This is a genomic window from Micrococcus sp. KRD070, assembly GCF_017168435.1.
Lineage (GTDB): Bacteria > Actinomycetota > Actinomycetes > Actinomycetales > Micrococcaceae > Micrococcus > Micrococcus luteus.
In genome coordinates this window covers 28,303-46,233 of record NZ_JABFNH010000021.1, presented here as the reverse complement: position 1 = coordinate 46,233, position 17,931 = coordinate 28,303, and the positions used below count along the sequence as shown (strand labels likewise).

Genomic DNA, 17,931 nt, shown 5'->3' with positions numbered 1-17,931 from the left:
CGCGGGCGAGCGGGGCTCCGGCGTGCTCGGCATCAACGGCGCCGCCGCCCACCTGGTGCATCCGGGGGACATCGTCATCCTCATCGCCTACGGGCAGATGGACGACGACGAGGCCCGCCACTTCCAGCCCAAGGTCGTCCACGTGGACGCGGACAACAGGATCGTGGAGCTCGGCATCGACCCCGCCGACGGCCTCCTCGACGGCCTCTCCCGCCCGCCGCTGTCCCGCGAGTGGAACGAGGCGCAGGCCGAGCTCTGAGCCGGCCTGGGGCGCCGGGCCGTCATGGACGAGCCCTTCGAGCGGGATCAGCGGTCGGCACGGCCTTCGCCCCGAGCGCTCGACGCGCGGAGCGCATCGCGGCCGCGTGGCTGAGGCCCATCGCGGTGCGGGCGCCCGGCACGTGGGCCACGGCGCGCATCCACGGCGAGGTGAGCACCACCTCCTGCTCCCACGCCACGATGCAGCGCGGCGCGTGTCCGGCCGGGGCACCGTCGTCGTGGACGGTGACCCGCACGGTGCCCGTCAGGCCCCCGCTCAGGCGGGCGACCAGTAGGCCGCGGGCGCGGTCGTCGATGAGACGCTCCATCGTCAGACGCACCGGCACGAACCCGCGCAGCCGGACGGCGGCGCGGTCGGGGCCCAGGCGACGGACGCGCGGGACGGCCGGCCACCAGCGTGGGTAGCCGGCCGGGTCGGCGAGCAGGGCCAGCACGGACCGGGCGTCCGCGGGGACGGCCCAGCGGTGGGTGAAGCGGAAGGGGCGGTCGACCGACATCAGGCCCGGCCGAAGGTCTCGGGGTCCACGGGGCGCCGGGTGCGGGGGAGCTTCGCGACGACCAACAGGTACGACTCCGTGACGAGGTCCCGCACGAGCTGCTCGTCGAGGGCCGGGTGCGCGGCCAGGCTAAGCCAGTGCCGCTTGTCCATGTGATAGCCGGGCGTGATCGCCGCGGGCAGGGCCGCGCGCAGCTGGGCGCCGTCCTCCGGGCGGGCCTTGACGTTCACGAGGCGGCGCCCGTCGTGGTCGATGAACACCGCGAACAGCTTCCCCTGCACCTTCATGACCTCGGTGTCCGGGCCGAAGGGGTGCGACGCGGCGCTGCCCGGCAGCTCGAGGGCGCGGTCGCGGGCGACGCGCAGCAGCGTGGGCTCGTCCATACCCGTCACGCTAGCCGCGCCGCCCCGCACTTTCGAACGTGATATCGGGGGAATGGGCGCTTTCGAACGGGAGATAGGCCCTATCTCCCGTTCGAAAGCGCCTGCCCCGGGGGCTCAGCGGTAGTCGAAGAAGCCCTTGCCGGACTTCCGGCCGAGCTCGCCGCGGGCCACCATGTCCCGCATGAGCTGCGGCGGGGCGAAGCGCTCACCCAGCTGGGACTCGAGGTACTCCGCGATGCCCAGGCGCACGTCCAGGCCCACGATGTCGGTCAGGGCCAGCGGGCCGACCGGGAACTTGTATCCGAGCACCATGGCGGCGTCGATGTCCTCGGGGGAGGCCACGCCCTCCTCGACCATGCGGATGGCCTCGAGCGCGATCGCCACGCCCAGGCGCGACGAGGCGAAGCCCGGGGCGTCCTTGACGACGACGGGGGTCTTGCCGAGCCCGCGGACCCACTCGGTGGACAGGGCCTGGAGCTCCGCACCGGTCTGCTCGCCGATCACGACCTCCACGAGCTTCGAGGCGGGCACCGGGTTGAAGTAGTGCAGGCCGCAGAAGCGCTCGGGACGCTGCAGGTGCGAGGCGATCTCGTCGATGGACAGGGAGGAGGTGTTGCTGGCCAGCCAGGCGTCCTCGCGCAGGTGGGCCTCGACGTCGGTGAGCGCCTCGATCTTCACCTGCATGTCCTCGAACACGGCCTCGACCACGAGGTCGCAGCGGGCGAAGTCGGCGCGGTCCACGGTGACGGTCAGGCGCTGCGCCCACTCGTCCAGGTCGCCGTCGATCTTGCCGCGGTCCAGGGAGGCGGCCAGGTCGGCCTCGATGCGCTCCCTGGCGGCCTCGGCCGACCGCGGGTCGCGCTCGACGACGACCACCTCGGACGAGCCGGAGACGAGGAACGCGTGGGCGATGCCGCCACCCATCCGGCCGCCGCCGAGGACGCCGACGACGGCGGGCACGGAGGACGGCGCGGCATCAGGGGTGTGCTGCTGATCGGTCATGTCAGTCCTCACTTCTTCTTGCGGTCGAGGAACGCCTGCATGCGCTCGAACTTGGCCTCGGACTCGAACAGGATGGCCTGCGCGATCTCGTCCACGTGGGGGTGGGCCTCGCGGGGGAGGTGGAAGACGCGCTTGGACAGCCGCACCGCCAGCGGGTCCTGCTGCGCGATGCGGTCGGCGAGGGCGTCGGCGGCGTCGAGGAGGGCCTCCGGCTCGTGCAGCTCGGTGACGAGCTTGAGCTCGAGGGCCTCCTGCGCGTCCAGGATCCGTCCGGCGAGCAGCAGCTCGAGGGCCACCGGCTCGCCCACCAGCTCCTTGAGCCGCCACTGGGCGCCCGCAGCGGCGGTGATCCCCAGACTCGTCTCGGGCTGGCCCATCTTCAGCGCCGGGGTGGCGATGCGGAAGTCGGCCGCGTAGGCCAGTTCCGCGCCGCCGCCGAGGGCGAAGCCGTCGATCGCTGCGATCACGGGCATGGGCAGCCGGTGGATGCGGTCGAAGACCTGCGAGTTCACGCCGCGCAGGGCGTCGTCGCGGCGGCGCTCGCGCAGCTGTCCGATGTCCGCGCCGGAGGCGAAGATGCCGGAGAACGTCCCCGGCTCGCGCGTCGACTCCACCTGTGTGCCCGAGATGATCAGGATCTTCGGCTCGCGTTCGAGGTGGGCGCAGAGCTCGTGGAACTCGTCGACCATGGTCTGGTCGATCGCGTTGCGCACGCCCGGGCGGTCCATGCGCGCGTGGACGCGGTCCTCACGCTCCTCGACGCGCAGTGCCGTGAAGTGGCTGAAGTCGTCCATGCGCTCAGACCTTCTCGACGAGCATCGCGGAGCCCTGGCCCACGCCCACGCACATCGTGGCCAGGCCCCTGTCCGCGCCCTCGCGCTCCATCCGACCGAGCAGCGTGACCACGAGGCGCGAGCCCGAGGAGCCGAGCGGATGGCCCAGGGCGATCGCGCCGCCGTCGGCGTTGACGGTCTCCGGGTCCAGGCCGAGGCGCCGCATCGAGGCCAGGGACTGGGTGGCGAAGGCCTCGTTGAGCTCGACGGCGCCCAGATCCGCCACGGACCAGCCGGAGCGCTCGAGGGCCTTCTCGGTGGCCGGGACGGGGCCCAGGCCCATGATCTCGGGGGCCAGGCCCGCCGAGGTGGACTCCACGACGCGGGCCCGCGGGGTCAGGCCGTACTTCTGCGCGGCCCGCTCGGAGACGACGAGGATCGCCGAGGCGCCGTCGTTGAGGGAGGAGGAGTTGCCGGCGGTGACCACGCCGTCCTTCTTGATGATCGGGCGCAGGCCGGCGAGCACCTCGGGGGTGGAGCCGGGGCGGGGGCCCTCGTCCGTGTCCACGATCGTCTCCGCGCCCTTGCGGCCCGTGACGACGACGGGCACGATCTCGTCCGCGAAGCGGCCGGCCCCGATGGCGGCCAGCGCACGCTCGTGCGAGCGGGCGGCGAAGGCGTCGGCGTCCTCGCGGGTGATGCCGTCCACCTCGCCGACCTCCTCGGCGGTCTCCGGCATGGAGAAGGTGAACTTCTCCCCGAACTCGCCGTCCGCGAAGCGCGGGTTCACGAAGCGCCAGCCGATTGCGGTGTCGAAGGCCGCGCCGGGCTTGGCGAACGCCGTCGTCGGCTTCTCCATCACCCAGGGGGCGCGGGACATCGACTCCACGCCGCCGGCCACGACGACGTCGGCCATCCCGGAGCGCACCATCGCGGTGGCGATGCCGATCGCGGACATGCCCGAGGCGCAGAGGCGGTTCACGGTGATGCCGGGGACGGTGTCCGGGAAGCCGGCCAGCAGCCAGGCCATGCGGGCGACGTTGCGGTTCTCCTCGCCGGCGCCGTTGGCGTTGCCGAGGATGACCTCGTCCACGACCGACGGGTCGATGCCGGCGTCCTCGACCACGGCCTTGATGGTCAGGGCGGCGAGGTCGTCGGGGCGGACGGAGGAGAGGGCGCCGCCGTACTTGCCGACGGGCGTGCGGCGACCGCCGACGAGCAGGGCCTGGGACTGTGCGGACATGGAGACTCCTTGAGTGACCGACGACGGGGCGGGCGCGGTGAATTACCGACCGTGCGTTCAGGTTCAGTATCCCGGGCCGGTGTGACGGGGGTCAACTGCTGGGCGGGTGTGACGGGGCAGAGACGAGCCCGCGCTGAGGCCCGCAGACGCGCCGTTACGTCCCCGAGGTAGCGGCGTGTCTGCGGGCCTCGGCGCCGGCCCGGTCCGGCCCGCGCACCGCACGACGACGGCGCGCCCTTCCGGAGGAGGACGCGCCGTCGTCGTGGGGTGGGGACGGGCGAAGCCCGTCAGGCGGCCCGGATCAGGCCGGGACCACCGGGTGGGAGCGGGTGGCGACGACCTGCTCGTCGTGCAGCTCGCGGTCCTGGATGCCCTTGGGGACGAACAGGACGGCGATGAGCGAGACCGCGGAGATCACGATGATGTACCAGGCCACGTTCTCCCAGCCGGTCTTCACGAGCTGGTCGGCGAGCAGCGGGGCGAAGGCGCCGCCGATGATGGTGCCGAGCGCGTAGCCGATGGAGACGCCGGAGAAGCGGACGCGGGCCGGGAACATCTCGGCGTACATCGCCGACTGCGGACCGTAGGACGGACCCAGGCCGAGCGTCAGGACGAACAGGCCCAGCGAGAACAGCGGCAGAGACGCGGTGTTCAGCAGCCCGAACAGCGGGAAGGCCCAGACGATCAGGAACCCGTAGCCGAGGACGAAGGTCAGCTTGCGGCCGATCTTGTCCGAGACCCAGCCGCCGAGCAGGGTGAAGATGAACCAGCCGACGCCGCCGACGAGGCTCGCGATGAGCACCTCGGAGGAGGTCATGCCCAGACCCTTCGGACCGCCGTACTTCGAGAACCACGCGATGAGCAGGTAGCCGACGCCGTTGTTCGCGGCGAAGATCACGGCGGCGAGGATGACCTCCTTGGTGTGGTGCCGGAAGAGCTCGCCCAGCGGGGCGGACTCGTCCACCTTGAGCTGCTGCATCTCCTTGAAGACCGGCGACTCCTCGACGGCCTTGCGGATCAGGTAGCCGACGACGATCAGGACCACGGAGATCAGGAACGGGATGCGCCAGCCCCAGGTGAGGAACTGCTCCTCGGACATGGTGGAGCGCACGATGAACAGCACGCCGGTGGCCAGGATCATGCCCAGCGGCACGCCGATCTGCGGGGCGGAGCCGAACAGGCCGCGCTTGCCGTGGGGGGCGTGCTCCACGGACAGCAGCGCCGCGCCGCCCCACTCGCCGCCCGCGGACAGGCCCTGCAGCAGGCGCAGCGCGACGAGCAGGATCGGGGCCCACACACCGATCTGGGCGTAGGTGGGCAGCAGGCCGATGAGGGTGGTGGCCAGGCCCATGCCGATCAGCGTGAGGGACAGGACGAACTTGCGGCCGAAGCGGTCACCGAGATGGCCGGCGACGATCGCGCCAAGCGGGCGGATGAGGAAGGAGATGCCGAGGGTGGCCCACGCGGCGATCTGGGAGCCGCTCTCACCCATCGGCTGGAAGAAGAGGGCGGCGAAGACGAGCGCGGTGGCCTGGGCGAAGATGAAGAAGTCGTACCACTCGATGGTGGTGCCGACGACGGTGCCGGCGATGACCTTGCGCTCCTCGCGGCGATCGCGCGCGGGGGCGGGCGCCGCGGGGGATGCGACGGTGTGGCTCATGGATGCTCCTGGGATGCGGGGCGGCGGCCGCCCGTGAGGCGGCGGCAGGACGGTGTGGTTCCCGACCGATCGGTCGGGAAGTGACACCCGTCACCGTATACGATCCCCTGTGACTCACGCCACGATCCGGGCTGATGACGGGAATGTGACGCGGCCGGGCCGGGACGACGACGGCGCCGCGCCCTTCGCGCGAAGGGTGCGGCGCCGTCGTCGGTGGCGGGGTGCGGCGGCTCAGCCGCGGCCGGTGAACTCCGGCTTCCGCTTCTCCTGGAAGGCCTGGAAGCCCTCGGCGTAGTCGGCGGTGCCGCAGAGCTCGCCCTGGGCGATGTTCTCCGCGTCGAGGGACTCCCACAGGCCCACGCGGTGGTCGCGGACCTGGGCCACGAGCTCCTTCGACGCGCGGAACGCGAGGGTCGCGCCGGAGGCCACCTGGGCGACCTTGGCGCGGGTGAACTCGAGCAGCTCGTCCGCGGGCAGGGCCCGGGAGAACAGCCCGGCCTGGACGGCCTCGGCGCCCGAGAGGAGCTCGGCCGTGTAGATCAGGTCCAGGGTGCGGTGCGCGCCCAGGCGCTCGGTGAACAGCCAGTGGCCGCCCGAGTCCAGGGTGGCCCCGAGGTTCGCGAACGGCGAGCCGATCTTCGCGTCCTCGGCCACGTACACCACGTCCGTGGCGATCGCGAGGCCGAGGCCCACGCCCAGGCAGGCGCCCTGCACCGCGGCGAAGGTGGGGACCGGGATCTCGGACATGGCCCGCAGCACCGGGGTGACCCTGTCCCGCAGGTAGGCGGTGGCGTCGTCCTCGGCCGGGACCACGGCGGAGATGTCGCGGCCCGCGCAGAAGCCGCGGCCCTCGCCGCGCAGCAGCACGGCCCGGACCTCGCCGGACTCGACGCCGGCGGCGGCCCGCTCGTAGGCGGCCTGGAGTTCGGCCAGCGCGGCCTCGTCCAGGGCGTTCATCCTCTGGGGGGCGTCCAGCACGATCTCGGCGACGCCGTTCTCGACGGTGATCTCGATCATCGGGGGCTCCTTCGGTCTCGTGGGCGGGCGCTCAGGCGTCGAAGTCCAGCGTGATCGAGTCGGAGGTCGGGCGGGTCTGGCACGTGAGCACGTAGCCCTTCTCCACCTCGTCCTTCTCGAGCGCGTAGTTCTCGTCCATCTCGTACGCGCCGTCGACGACCTTGGCGCGGCAGGTGCCGCACACGCCGCCGGCGCACGCGAAGGGCACGTCCGAGCGGACGCGCAGCGCCGCGTTGAGGACGGTCTCGTGGGCGGACTTGGGGGACTCGACCTTGGCGGTGAGGCCGTCGAGGTTGAACTCGATGGTCACGTTGTCGCCCTTCGGGTCCACCTCGACGACACGTCCGGAGTGGCCCTGCGGGTTCTCCGGACGGCCGGTGGTGAACAGCTCGAAGCGCACGTCGTCCTCGGACACGCCGCGGGCGGCGAGCGTCTCACGCGTGAGCTGCACGAGCTCGAACGGGCCGCAGAGGAACCACTCGTCGGTGCCCTCCACGTCGATCACGCGGTCCAGGAGGGTGGTGAGCTTGTCCTCGTCGATGCGGCCGGAGAGCAGCGGGGACACGCGCTGCTCGCGGGAGAGCACGTGGTGCACCGTGAACCGGGCCGGGTACTTGTCCTTGAGGTCGCCGATCTCCTCGGCGAACATCACGTCCATGGCGGAGCGGTTCGCGTAGACCAGGTCGAAGCGCGAGGTCTCGGAGGCCGCGAGCACGGCCTTGGCGATCGCCATGATCGGGGTGATGCCCGAGCCGGCCGCGAACGCCACCAGGTGCGTGTCCTTCTTCTCCGCGACCTTCTCCGCCGCCACCTTCTGGGCGTCGTTGAGAGAGGTGACGTGCGTGCGGGACGTGAACGCGCCCTGCGGGTTCATCACGTCGATCTTCTCGCCGACCTCGAGGCTCTCGTTGGCCCACGTGGAGAACTTGCCGCCGATGTCCTTCTTCACGGCCACGCGGATCTCGCCGCGCTTCGGGACGGCGCAGATCGAGTAGGAGCGGCGCACCTCGGCGCCGTCGAGCTCCTTGCGCAGGGCCACGTACTGGCCCGGCACGTAGTCGTAGTCGTCGGCGAGCTCCTCGGGCACCGCGAAGGTGATCTCCACGGAGTCGTCGGTCAGGCGGCGCAGCTCGGACACCTCGAGGGTGTTGAACGTGGCGCGGCGCTTGCCGGTGGTGGGGACGTCGGTGGTCTCGGTCATCAGTGCACCTTGAAGTAGTCGAAGGGCTCGAGGCACTCCCGGCAGGTGTAGAGGGCCTTGCAGGAGGTGGAGCCGAAGCGGGTGATCTCGCGGGTGTTCAGGGAGTGGCAGCGCGGGCACTTCACGGCCATGCCGATCATGACCGGGCCGTCCGTGGTGCGCGCGACGGGCGGGGCGATGCCGTACTCGTTGAGCTTGGCCTTGCCCTCGTCCGTCATCCAGTCCGTGGTCCACGCCGGCTGCAGCGCCAGGCGCACCTCGGCGTCGGGGAACCCGGCGCGCTCGAGCGCGCGGGTGACGTCCGTGGTGATGGTGTCCATGGCGGGGCAGCCGGAATAGGTGGGCGTGATGACGACGACGGCCCTCTCGCCCTCGGCCCGTGCCTCCCGGAGGATCCCCAGGTCCGCGATGGACAGCACGGGAATCTCCGGGTCGTGCACGGTGGAGGCCGCATCCCAGACCCGCGCATCGGCGGGATCGGCGGGGCGCAGCTCGCTGGCGGTGGTCACCAGGTCGCTCCCGGGTGACGGCGCGCCAGGGACTGCATCTCCGCGAGGATGTACCCGCGGTACTCGCTCATGGCGCCGGAGCGGTCGCCGCCGCGGGCGGTGCCCGTCGTCGGCACGGTCAGGCCGGCCTCCTCGATGGCCGCGCGGATGCGGGTCATCGTGGGCTCCTCGAGCGAGGACGGCAGCACGGCGACGCCCTGCTCGGCGAGGGCGCGGACGACGTCGTCGTCGTGGAAAAGCTCGGCCACGTAGGGCCACAGCTCGTCCAGGCCGCGCTGCATGCGGCGCTTCGACTCCTCGGTGCCCAGGCCCAGGCGCTGCAGCCACAGGGCGGCGTGGTCCTGGTGGTACAGGACCTCCTTGAGGGCCTTGTCCGCGATGGCGGCGAGCGTGGGGTCGGCCGACTCGCGCAGGCGGGTGTACAGCTCGTACGAGTAGAACGAGTAGTACAGCTGGCGGGCGATGGTCTTGGCGAAGTCGCCGTTCTCGGCCTCCACGAGGCGGACGGAGCGGAACTCCTCCTCGTCGCGGAAGTACGCGAGCTCGTCCTCGGTCTTGCCCCACGCGGTGCCGGCGTAGGAGAGGAGGAAGCGGGCGTGGCCCACGAGGTCCAGGGCGATGTTGCCCAGGGCGATGTCCTCCTCGAGTTCCGGGGCGCGCGAGATCCACCAGGACAGGCGCTGGCCGAGCATCAGGGCGTCGTCACCGAGGGCGAGGGCGTAGCGGGCGACGTCGTCGCTCGCCTTCTGCTCGCCCGCCGCGATCTCCTCGGCGGTGATGGCCACGCCCGCGGAGTGCCTCGTGGCGGAGTCGTTGGTCGCGAAGCTCACAGGTGCGGCACCCCCTCGGACTGCTGGTAGTAGGTGGCGTGACGGTAGGACTTGCCCTGCGCGGACTCGAAGAAGCCGCCCTTGGAGTCCGGGTCTGAGGCCGCGATGGCCTCGGCCGGGACGACCCACACGGAGGTGCCCTCGTTGCGGCGGGTGTACAGGTCACGCGCGTTGCGCAGCGCCAGGGTGGCGTCCGGGGCGTGCAGCGAGCCGGCGTGCACGTGGGAGAGGCCGCGGTTGGCGCGGACGAAGACCTCCCACAGGGGCCAGGCGTGGGAGGCGGCGGTGGTCTCGCTCATGGGTCAGGCTCCGATCAGGTGGGTCTCGGCCGGCGCGTTCTGCTCGGCCTGGCGGCGGGCGTAGGCGGCGGCGGCCTCGCGGACCCAGGCGCCCTCCTCGTGGGCCTGGATGCGGCGGGCCATGCGCTGGGTGTTCATGGGGCCGTTGCCCTTGATCACGGACATGAACTCGTCCCAGTCCAGCTCGCCGAAGTCGTAGTGGCCGCGCTCCTCGTTCCACTTCAGGTCCGGGTCCGGCAGGGTGAGGCCGAGGGCCTCGGCCTGCGGGACGATCATGTCCACGAAGCGCTGGCGAAGGTCGTCGTTGGAGAAGCGCTTGACCTTCCACGCCATGGACTGGCGGGAGTTGGGGGAGTCCTCGTCCGGCGGGCCGAACATCTGCAGGGCCGGGCCGTAGAAGCGGTCCACGGCGTCCTGGGCCATCTGCTTCTGCTCCGGGGTGCCGTGCGAGAGCTCGTAGAGGATCTCCCAGCCCTGGCGCTGGTGGAACGACTCCTCCTTGCAGATGCGCACCATCGCGCGGCCGTACGGGCCGTAGGAGGCGCGGCACAGCGGCACCTGGTTGCAGATCGCGGCGCCGTCGACGAGCCAGCCGATCGCGCCCATGTCCGCCCAGGTGCGGGCCGGGTAGTTGAAGATCGAGGAGTACTTCGCGCGGCCGGAGAGCAGCTGCGCGTTCAGCTCGTCCCGCGGGGTGCCGAGGGTCTCGGCGGCGGAGTACAGGTACAGGCCGTGGCCGGCCTCGTCCTGGACCTTGGCCATGAGGATCGCCTTGCGCTTCAGGGAGGGGGCTCGGGTGATCCAGTTGGCCTCCGGCTGCATGCCGATGATCTCGGAGTGCGCGTGCTGGGAGACCTGGCGGGTCAGGGACCTGCGGTACGCCTCGGGCATCCAGTCGCGGGGCTCGATGCGTGAGTCCTCCGCGATCAGGCGATCGAAGTTCTCCTGGCCGGCCGCATCCTCGGGGGACGGGACGGAGGCCAGGTGCTGGGGGGAGCTGGTCTGCGTCATGGGGATCACCTCACGCTGAGTGCGGGCTGGTTCCGTGGTCAGGGCGCACCGGGGCGCATCGAATTACTGACCGCTCGTTCAGAATAGGCCAGGGTGTGACCTCGGTCAACACGCCGAAGCCGGCGCGACCCGGGTGCGACGCGGCCGCCGGGACGGTGCGAGAGGGTTGGCTCCTGCACAGGCGTCCCGACGGCGTCCCCCATCCCCGGATCGCCCCTCGCCGCAGTCGCGGGGCCCGGGCCCTCCCTACGGTGGCCGCATGTCACCCCTCATCGGACCTCAGCAGATCGCCACGGCCCTGCGGGCCGTCGGACTCGACGACGACGCCGCCCGCCTGGTCGCGTGGGCCGACCCCGCCCGGCGCGAGCGGGAGGCCGCCGAGCAGGCCCTCGCCGACCTCGCCGTGGCCCAGACGCAGCTGCGCACGGCGCTGGGCGGGCTGGTCAGCGCCGCCACGGACGTGCGCTCGGCGATGCACACGGCATGGCGCGGGGAGGCCGCCGGCGCCTATGGGGAGGCCGTCCGGCGGGCGGCGGCCCTGGCGGCGGAGCTCGAACGGGAGGCCGGGGAGTGGCTCGCCCTGCGGGCCACCGCCGAGCGGGACGCCGAGGACGCGCGCCGGAACGCGGAGGCCCGGCAGCGGGCGGCCGAGGAGGCGGCGCTGGCCGTCCTGCGCTCGCTGGCGGTGGCGGCATGACCGGCGGGCGGGGTGCGGGGGGTGCGGGCCCGGGGGCGGTGGCCTTCAGCACGCACGGCGGACCGGGCTCGATCTACGCGGAGGCCGAGGAGATGCGCGTCGTGGCCGGGCGGCACGAGCACGCCGCCGAAGAGGCGGCCGGAGCCTCGTGGCAGGTCGACGCGGCCGCCTTCGGGCTGGGCCGATCGGCCACGTGGCTCGCCTCCGCCGCCCTGCTGCAGGACCGGCTGGCGGAGGCGGTCGGTCGCGTGCGGAGCCTGTCGGAGCAGTGCGCCGAGCTGCACCGCGACCTGCTCTCCGCGGCGGCCCGCTACGAGGAGGCCGAGCGCGCGGCGGCCGGCATCATGGCCGCCGAGGACGCCTCCCTGGAGGAGCTGCCGGCGCTGCTCTGGCGGGACGGCCATGACGGCCTCACCACCCGCGAGGCGGAGCGGCTCGTGCAGGACCTCGTCCAGGCGGTGCCCGAGGCCATCGTGGCCGCCATGCTCACGGCCGCCGGCTTCCCCCTGCTCGCGGCCCTGGCGCGGATCGACGTGAAGATGCTGACGAGGGCGCAGAAGCTCGTGCTGAAGCGGCCCGTCTCCTCCGCGGCGAAGAAGGGGACGGATGCCGCGTCGGACCTCACCGAGGCGCTGCGGGTCTCCCCGGACGAGGCGTGGACCGTGGCGGCGGACGCCCTGACCCTCGCCGGCGCGGCGCCCCGGGGCGCGGTGACCCCGCACGGGGCGCCGCAGGACCGGCCGACGGCGCCCGCCCTGCTGGACGGCTCGGCCACGGGGCTGGCCTCTCTCATCCCGCGCGAGGAGGGGGACGGCGACCTCACGGTCACGGAGGTGGTGCGAGAGAACGGGAGCCGCGCCTGGGTGGTGGGCCTGCCGGGCACCCGCGGCGGCCTGATCCCGGATCCCGAGTCGACCGACCCGTGGGACGCCGGCGGACTCCTGGACGCCCTCGGCTCCGAGTCCGAGGTCACGGCCCCGGCGGTGCGGGCGGCGCTCGAGGCGGCCGACGTCCCGCACGGCGCCCCGCTCGTCCTGGCCGGCTACTCCCAGGGCGGGGTGCACGCCGTGAACCTGGCCGGGCGCGAGGACTTCACGTCCGTGTACCCCGTGACCGGCGTCATGACGGTCGCGGCGCCGTCCGGCAACGCGGTGGAGACCGGGCGGACCGCGGTGCTGGAGTTCTCCGCGGACGGGGACCTGGCCGTCGCCGCGGACGGGGCGCCCACCCCCGTCTCGGCGCGCCGGGCCGAGGTGGTCTTCCACCCGGCCGGCCACGGGTGGGACGGGCCCGGGGGCGGCTTCCGGACCGGCTCTCCGCTGGCGGTCAAGGGTGACCTGGACGCCGCCCACGACTTCGACGTCCAGGTGGACCTGATCCGGCAGTTCGAGGCCGCCGAGCCCGCATCCCGGGCGGAGGTCGCCGGGCTCTCCGCCGCGTTGGCCGGGCTGACCGCCGGCACCGTGGCCTCGAGCCGGGCGGTGCGACTGCGCCGCACGCCGCCCGAGCGGGACCACCTGCCCCCGGGATCCCGGTGAGCGCACCGGCGGCGGGGCGCCCGCCGCCGCCTGCTCAGTTCGCGTCGAGCAGCACGCCCGCGAAGAACGCGTTCAGGCGGTCGACCTCGTCCAGGCCGAAGACGCCGGAGACGTACTGGTCCGGGCGGACCACGACGACGGCGCCGTCACGGCTGATGCCGCGGGCCTCGAAGATGTCCTCGCCGTGCGTGGGCCGGCACGTGGCGAAGATGTTGTTCAGGTCGTGCAGGCCGAGGGAGCCGGTGGTCGGCCGGAAGATCGACGGCACGTCCGGGTGGGCGAACTCGGTCTGCTTCTGCTGGTACACGACCTTGATGTCGAAGCGGGCGTCCTCCGGCCCGTCCGACGGGGTGTGGCGGTTGCGGAAGGACCGCGGGTCCTCCACGATCGCCTTCGCCCACGCCGCCACCTTCGAATTCTCGGCGCGCGGGGAGGCGGCGTCGGCGAACACGTAGACGCGCCAGCGGCCGTCCGCGCGGTGCAGGTGGCCCAGGTGCTTGACGTTGGTGTCGCACGAGCGCTCCACCAGCGCCGACTTGAAGCGCTTGCCGATGGGGTAGCCCTGCGCCAGCGCCTGGCCGGTGGCGTCCGTGGTGAGGAGGGAGGGCTGGTACTCCGTCATGAAGCCGGCCGGGAACTCGGCGGTCTTCGTGTAGAACTCGGCCACCTCGTTCGGGTCGCCCAGCTCAGAGGTGGGCTTGGCCATGAGCGTCGACCACTCCTTGTCGAAGTCGATCAGGTTCTTGGCGATCTCCTTGCGCTCCTCCGAGTAGGTCGGCACGAGCTCGACCGGGGCCATCCCGGAGAGCACCTGGCCCAGCTTCCAGCCGAGGTTCCAGCCGTCCTGCATGGACACGTTCATGCCCTGGCCGGCCTTCGCGGAGTGGGTGTGGCAGGCGTCGCCGAGCAGGAACACGTTGGGGTGGGCCACGCGCTCGCGGTTGTCGAAGCCCGAGGTGAGGCGGTGGCCCACCTCGTACACCGAATGCCAGGCGACCTCCTTCACGTCCAGCGTGTAGGGGCGCAGGATCTGCTGGGCCCGGCGGATGATCTCCTCGAGCGGGGTCTGGCGCACCTTGTGGTCGTCGTCCGCCGGGACCTCGCCGAGGTCCACGTACATGCGGAACAGGTGGCCGCCCTCGCGGGGGATCAGGAGGATCGAGCCGCTGGACGAGTGGATCGCGCACTTGGTGCGGATGTCCGGGAAGTCCGTGTCGGCCAGCGCGTCCATGACGCCCCACGCGTGGTTCGCGGCGTCGCCGGTCAGGGTGTGGCCGATCGCCTTGCGGACGCGAGAGCCCGCGCCGTCCGCGCCCACCACGTACTTGGCGCGCACCTGGCGGGTCGGGCCCGAGGCGGGGTCCTCGAGGGCGTGGCCCTCGGCGTCCACGGTGCGGCGCAGGGTCACGAGCACGGGGTGCTCGCCGTCGTTCGTGTCCTCGAGGGTCTCGAATGCCCAGCCGTAGTCCGGCCGCGCGCGGGTGGGGGAGTTCTTCATGTACTCGGCGAACCAGTCCAGGATGCGGGCCTGGTTCACGATCAGGTGCGGGAACTCGGAGACGCCCTCCGGGTCGTCCTCGGCCAGCGAGGTGCGCACGATCGTGTCCGCGTCGTCCTCGGCCGGGTTCCAGAACGCCATGGAGGTCAGGTCGAAGGCCTCGTCGATGATCTCGCTCGCGAAGCCGAAGGCCTGGAAGGTCTCCACGGAGCGGGCCTGGATGCCGTCCGCCTGGCCGATCTCGAGCCGGTGGGGGCGGCGCTCGATGATGCGGGTGTGGACGTCCGGGAACATCGCGAGCTGGGCGGCGGCGATCATGCCGGCCGGGCCGGAGCCGACGATCAGCACGTCCATCTCGTCCGGCAGCTCGGCGGGGCGGTCCAGGCCGATGCCGGCCGCCACCTGGACGCGCGGGTTCGTGGAGACATAGCCGTGGTGGTGGAAGAGCATGGGGGTCCTTTCGCTGCGGGGGATGTCGCTGCGCGGCGCGCGTGCCACCCGACGGCGTGTTCTCTCAGAGAACACGGTGTTCCCCCTGGGAACACATGTGTGCCAGACTGTACGCGGACGTGACAGGGTTCACAACCGGTGCGCGGGCCGACCACGCCCCGGGCGCGTCACGTCCGGCACGCGAGGCGAGGAGCACGGATGGCAGAGCACGACGGCGGCCCGGTCCGGGAGGGCGCACCCTCCCAGACGCTCTCCCGCGCGCTCACCCTGCTCGAGACCGTCGTGGAGGCGCCCGAGCCGCCCACCATCGCCGACCTCGCCGACGGCCTGGGCGTCCATCGCTCGGTCGCCTACCGCATGCTGCGCACCTTCGAGGCCCACGGCCTGCTGCGCCGCGACGGCCTCGGCCGCGTCCACGCCGCCCCCGGCCTGGCCGTCCTCGCCCGCCGGGTGGAGCAGGATCTGCGCGCGGCGGCCATGCCGCACCTGACCGCCGTCTCCACCGACCTGGGCATGACCGCGTTCCTGGTGGTGTGGGACGGGGCCCACTGCCTCACCCTGGCCACGGCCGAGCCGCCCAGCGGCAACCTCGTCACGCAGCGGCCGGGGACCCGGCACCCCCTCGGGGTCGGTGCGCCGGGGATGGCGATCGCCGTCGCCCTGACCGGACAGGAGTGGGCGCGGCTGCCCGGCGAGGCCCCGCCCGAGCGACCCGAGCTCGACGACGTGCGGGAGCGCGGCTGGGCCGTCAGCTCCGACGAGGTCATCACCGGCGTCTCCTCGGTGGCCGTGCCGCTGCGGGTCCCGGGCCAGCTGCCCGCCGCCCTCGCCGTGGTCTACGCGACGCGGCCGGAGGACCCGGCGCGCCTCGGGGACCGGCTCGGTGAGGCGGCCCGGGCCGTCGCCGTCGCCTTCGGCGCAGCCTGAACCCCGGGGCGCCGCGTCCGGGGCCCGTGCGGCGGATCACAGCGTCCGCGGCCCGCATTACCCTGGTGGCCATGACTGATGACGCACAGCAGACGCCCGCCGTGGTCGCGCCCCACAAGAAGGTCGGCATGCTGCCGCCGTACGCCGCCGGCAAGCCGCCGGTCGCCGTCCCGGGCCTGCACCCCTACAAGCTCTCCTCGAACGAGAACCCCTACGCGCCCGTGCCCGGCGTGATCGACCGGGTGCGTCAGGTCGTGACCGGCCCGGAGGGCGCGCCCAGCACCCTCTGCCGCTACCCGGACACCCTCTCCACCGGCCTGCGCCAGGCCCTGGCCGCGCACCTGGACGTCCCGGCGGACGACGTCGTGACGGGTGCCGGCTCCCTCGGCGCCCTGGCCCAGGTCATCACCGCCTTCGCCGGCCACGGCGAGGCGGGGGAGGGCGACGAGGTGATCTTCGCGTGGCGCTCCTTCGAGGCCTACCCGATCGTGGTCCGCACCGCCGGTGCCGTGGACGTGCAGGTGCCGCTCACCGCGGACCACCGCCACGACCTGCCGGCCATGCTGGAGGCGATCACGGAGCGGACCCGCGTGATCCTGCTCTGCACCCCCAACAACCCGACCGGCCCCGTGCTCACGACCGCCGAGGTCGAGGACTTCCTGGCGCGCGTGCCCGCGCACATCCTCGTGGTCATCGACGAGGCGTACGTGGAGTTCGTCCGCGACGAGGACGCGGTCAAGGGCCTGGAGATGTACCGCAAGCACGCGAACGTCGTCGTGCTGCGCACCTTCTCGAAGGCCCACGGCCTCGCCAATCTGCGCGTGGGCTACTCGGTCTCGCAGCCGGAGATCACCAAGGCCCTGCGCACCGTGGCCACCCCGTTCGCGGTGTCCACGGTGGCGGAGGAGGCCGCGATCGCCTCGCTCGAGCACCTGGACGAGGTCCTCGAGCGCGTGCAGGTCGTCGTCGACGAGCGCGAGCGCGTCGCCGCCGCCCTGGCCGAGGCCGGTTGGGACCTGCCCTCCTCGCAGGCCAACTTCGTGTGGATGCCGCTCGGCGAGCGCACGCAGGCGTTCGCCGAGGCCGCCCAGGCCCAGGCCCTGTCCGTCCGGGCGTTCGCGGGCGAGGGCGTGCGCGTGAGCATCGGCGAGAAGGAGGCCAACGACCGCTTCCTCGAGGTCGCGCGCGACTTCCTGACGTGAGCGGGCCGGCGCGAGCGGCACGTTGGACCGGCTGATCCGGGTCCGCTTCGCGTTCGACGCGGAGCGTCCGGTGTTGACCGTGGCGGCCCTGGCCCGGCGCACCGAGCTGCCCCTGGCCACCGCCTATCGGTGGGTGGACCGGCTGGTGCGCGCCGAGCTGCTGCAGAAGGACGAGGACGGCGTGGTCCGGCCCGGCCTGCGGCTGTGGGAGATGGCCTCCCGGAGCGCGCCGAGCATGTCCCTGGCCCGGACGGCCATGCCGTTCCTCGTGGACGTGCAGTCGGTCCTGCGGCAGCACACGCAGCTCGCGGTCCTCGACGACGACGGCGTCCTCGTGCTCGCCCGGCTCTCCTCCCAGGGGGCCGTGGTGAACCAGGCGGACGTCGCGGGTCGGCTGCCGCCGTTCACCACCGCCCTGGGACTCGTGCTGCTCGCCCACGCCCCGGTCGAGACGGCGGAGCGGTTCATCGCCCGGCACCGGGACCGGCTCGGCGCCGTCGTGGATCACCATCCCCTCGAGTCGGGGCGTGCGGTGCCCGCGGGCGTGCGGGCGCGGGTGGCCACGCCCAGCGAGCCGCGGCTGCGAGCGCTTCTGGCGGATGTGCGGCGGGAGGGGTACGCGGCCGTGGACGGCGCGTTGGACGAGGAGTCCCGGGGGGTCGCCGTGCCGGTCCGCGGGGCCGACGGCGTGGCGGCGGCCGCGCTCGGGGTCGTCGTCCCCCGCGAGGCGCCGTACACCCCGGGGGTGCCGCCCCTGCTGATGACGGCCGCCCGGGGGATCGCCCGCGGACTCGGCGGCCATTCTCACTGAGTGAGAACGGCCGGGCGCGGGCCGTGTCCTGCGCCACAGGATGGTCGGGACCTCCGCCGCCGGCCCCGGCAGCGCGGCCCGACCCGCCCGGCCCGACCGGTGAC

Annotated in this window: 19 protein-coding genes; 6 read left to right on the top strand and 13 right to left on the bottom strand. The window is 72.9% G+C overall.

From position 1 onward, the window contains the following. Positions 1–259: aspartate 1-decarboxylase (locus tag J1M38_RS07295; RefSeq protein ID WP_206501212.1), on the top strand; the 259-nt coding region annotated here is incomplete at its 5' end. Between the two features lie 22 nt (positions 260–281). Here the strand turns inward: J1M38_RS07295 and J1M38_RS07290 are convergent. The 12 genes from J1M38_RS07290 to paaA form a co-directional block, all read right to left on the bottom strand. After that, complete coding sequence (locus tag J1M38_RS07290) at positions 282–776, bottom strand: SRPBCC family protein (RefSeq protein ID WP_134377429.1); 495 nt, start codon at positions 774–776, stop codon at positions 282–284. Further along, positions 776–1,159 carry an MmcQ/YjbR family DNA-binding protein gene (locus J1M38_RS07285; RefSeq protein ID WP_044658760.1) on the bottom strand — a complete coding sequence of 128 codons (384 nt, stop codon included), beginning with the start codon at positions 1,157–1,159 and terminating at the stop codon, positions 776–778. The genes J1M38_RS07290 and J1M38_RS07285 overlap by 1 nt, the downstream gene beginning before the upstream one ends. Positions 1,160–1,273: 114 nt before the next feature. Continuing rightward, entirely contained in the window at positions 1,274–2,161 is an 888-nt protein-coding gene (locus J1M38_RS07280; RefSeq protein WP_123244484.1) for a 3-hydroxyacyl-CoA dehydrogenase family protein, read from the bottom strand. An 8-nt stretch (positions 2,162–2,169) separates the two neighbouring features. Further along, positions 2,170–2,955, bottom strand: a complete 786-nt coding sequence (locus tag J1M38_RS07275) for an enoyl-CoA hydratase/isomerase family protein (protein ID WP_095695020.1) — start codon at positions 2,953–2,955, stop codon at positions 2,170–2,172. 4 nt (positions 2,956–2,959) lie between these two features. Beyond that, complete coding sequence (locus J1M38_RS07270; protein ID WP_206481317.1) at positions 2,960–4,177, bottom strand: thiolase family protein; 1,218 nt, start codon at positions 4,175–4,177, stop codon at positions 2,960–2,962. A 301-nt stretch (positions 4,178–4,478) separates the two neighbouring features. Continuing rightward, a complete protein-coding gene (locus J1M38_RS07265) occupies positions 4,479–5,837 on the bottom strand; it encodes an MFS transporter (RefSeq protein WP_206481318.1) in 1,359 nt (452 codons plus the stop codon). Between the two features lie 231 nt (positions 5,838–6,068). Continuing rightward, a complete protein-coding gene (locus J1M38_RS07260; RefSeq protein WP_049146507.1) occupies positions 6,069–6,854 on the bottom strand; it encodes an enoyl-CoA hydratase/isomerase family protein in 786 nt (261 codons plus the stop codon). A 31-nt stretch (positions 6,855–6,885) separates the two neighbouring features. After that, the gene (paaE, locus tag J1M38_RS07255) at positions 6,886–8,055 is read right to left on the bottom strand and encodes a 1,2-phenylacetyl-CoA epoxidase subunit PaaE (RefSeq protein ID WP_061866839.1); all 1,170 of its coding nucleotides are present in this window, start codon (positions 8,053–8,055) and stop codon (positions 6,886–6,888) included. Then, complete coding sequence (paaD, locus tag J1M38_RS07250; RefSeq protein ID WP_049146511.1) at positions 8,055–8,564, bottom strand: 1,2-phenylacetyl-CoA epoxidase subunit PaaD; 510 nt, start codon at positions 8,562–8,564, stop codon at positions 8,055–8,057. Before paaD ends, paaE begins: the two co-directional genes overlap by 1 nt. Further along, positions 8,561–9,394, bottom strand: coding sequence for a 1,2-phenylacetyl-CoA epoxidase subunit PaaC (paaC, locus tag J1M38_RS07245; RefSeq protein WP_041102600.1), 834 nt, complete (start codon positions 9,392–9,394; stop codon positions 8,561–8,563). Before paaC ends, paaD begins: the two co-directional genes overlap by 4 nt. Further along, complete coding sequence (paaB, locus tag J1M38_RS07240; protein ID WP_020624884.1) at positions 9,391–9,693, bottom strand: 1,2-phenylacetyl-CoA epoxidase subunit PaaB; 303 nt, start codon at positions 9,691–9,693, stop codon at positions 9,391–9,393. Before paaB ends, paaC begins: the two co-directional genes overlap by 4 nt. Positions 9,694–9,696: 3 nt before the next feature. Continuing rightward, positions 9,697–10,704 carry a 1,2-phenylacetyl-CoA epoxidase subunit PaaA gene (gene paaA, locus J1M38_RS07235; RefSeq protein WP_144859535.1) on the bottom strand — a complete coding sequence of 336 codons (1,008 nt, stop codon included), beginning with the start codon at positions 10,702–10,704 and terminating at the stop codon, positions 9,697–9,699. A gap of 259 nt (positions 10,705–10,963) precedes the next feature. Between paaA and J1M38_RS07230 the strand changes: the two genes are divergently transcribed. Both J1M38_RS07230 and J1M38_RS07225 read left to right on the top strand, forming a co-directional pair. Then, positions 10,964–11,401: a hypothetical protein gene (locus tag J1M38_RS07230; RefSeq protein WP_044658769.1), complete on the top strand. Its 438-nt coding sequence runs from the start codon at positions 10,964–10,966 to the stop codon at positions 11,399–11,401. 38 nt (positions 11,402–11,439) lie between these two features. Next, entirely contained in the window at positions 11,440–12,939 is a 1,500-nt protein-coding gene (locus J1M38_RS07225) for a hypothetical protein (RefSeq protein ID WP_342356218.1), read from the top strand. 34 nt (positions 12,940–12,973) lie between these two features. Here the strand turns inward: J1M38_RS07225 and J1M38_RS07220 are convergent, their stop codons facing one another. After that, positions 12,974–14,887: an FAD-binding monooxygenase gene (locus J1M38_RS07220; RefSeq protein ID WP_206481319.1), complete on the bottom strand. Its 1,914-nt coding sequence runs from the start codon at positions 14,885–14,887 to the stop codon at positions 12,974–12,976. A 198-nt stretch (positions 14,888–15,085) separates the two neighbouring features. On the opposite strand from J1M38_RS07220, the gene J1M38_RS07215 reads away from it, so the two are divergent. The 3 genes from J1M38_RS07215 to J1M38_RS07205 all read left to right on the top strand — a co-directional run bounded on the left by J1M38_RS07215 (position 15,086) and on the right by J1M38_RS07205 (position 17,827). Continuing rightward, entirely contained in the window at positions 15,086–15,814 is a 729-nt protein-coding gene (locus J1M38_RS07215; protein ID WP_020624880.1) for an IclR family transcriptional regulator, read from the top strand. Between the two features lie 71 nt (positions 15,815–15,885). Continuing rightward, positions 15,886–17,016, top strand: coding sequence for a histidinol-phosphate transaminase (locus J1M38_RS07210; RefSeq protein WP_180971872.1), 1,131 nt, complete (start codon positions 15,886–15,888; stop codon positions 17,014–17,016). 22 nt (positions 17,017–17,038) lie between these two features. Continuing rightward, positions 17,039–17,827: an IclR family transcriptional regulator gene (locus tag J1M38_RS07205; RefSeq protein ID WP_036339040.1), complete on the top strand. Its 789-nt coding sequence runs from the start codon at positions 17,039–17,041 to the stop codon at positions 17,825–17,827. The last annotated feature ends 104 nt before the right edge of the window (positions 17,828–17,931 follow it).

Excerpts from the sequence above, each read along its gene's own strand:
- J1M38_RS07285 (WP_044658760.1), bottom strand. The coding sequence starts at position 1,159 with ATGGACGAGCCCACGCTGCTGCGCGTCGCCCGCGACCGCGCCCTCGAG.
- J1M38_RS07230 (WP_044658769.1), top strand. The coding sequence starts at position 10,964 with ATGTCACCCCTCATCGGACCTCAGCAGATCGCCACGGCCCTGCGGGCC.
- paaE (WP_061866839.1), bottom strand. The coding sequence starts at position 8,055 with ATGACCGAGACCACCGACGTCCCCACCACCGGCAAGCGCCGCGCCACG.
- J1M38_RS07265 (WP_206481318.1), bottom strand. The coding sequence starts at position 5,837 with ATGAGCCACACCGTCGCATCCCCCGCGGCGCCCGCCCCCGCGCGCGAT.
- J1M38_RS07215 (WP_020624880.1), top strand. The coding sequence starts at position 15,086 with ATGGCAGAGCACGACGGCGGCCCGGTCCGGGAGGGCGCACCCTCCCAG.
- J1M38_RS07290 (WP_134377429.1), bottom strand. The coding sequence starts at position 776 with ATGTCGGTCGACCGCCCCTTCCGCTTCACCCACCGCTGGGCCGTCCCC.
- J1M38_RS07210 (WP_180971872.1), top strand. The coding sequence starts at position 15,886 with ATGACTGATGACGCACAGCAGACGCCCGCCGTGGTCGCGCCCCACAAG.
- J1M38_RS07220 (WP_206481319.1), bottom strand. The coding sequence starts at position 14,887 with ATGCTCTTCCACCACCACGGCTATGTCTCCACGAACCCGCGCGTCCAG.
- J1M38_RS07275 (WP_095695020.1), bottom strand. The coding sequence starts at position 2,955 with ATGGACGACTTCAGCCACTTCACGGCACTGCGCGTCGAGGAGCGTGAG.
- paaA (WP_144859535.1), bottom strand. The coding sequence starts at position 10,704 with ATGACGCAGACCAGCTCCCCCCAGCACCTGGCCTCCGTCCCGTCCCCC.
- J1M38_RS07270 (WP_206481317.1), bottom strand. The coding sequence starts at position 4,177 with ATGTCCGCACAGTCCCAGGCCCTGCTCGTCGGCGGTCGCCGCACGCCC.
- paaB (WP_020624884.1), bottom strand. The coding sequence starts at position 9,693 with ATGAGCGAGACCACCGCCGCCTCCCACGCCTGGCCCCTGTGGGAGGTC.
- J1M38_RS07260 (WP_049146507.1), bottom strand. The coding sequence starts at position 6,854 with ATGATCGAGATCACCGTCGAGAACGGCGTCGCCGAGATCGTGCTGGAC.
- J1M38_RS07280 (WP_123244484.1), bottom strand. The coding sequence starts at position 2,161 with ATGACCGATCAGCAGCACACCCCTGATGCCGCGCCGTCCTCCGTGCCC.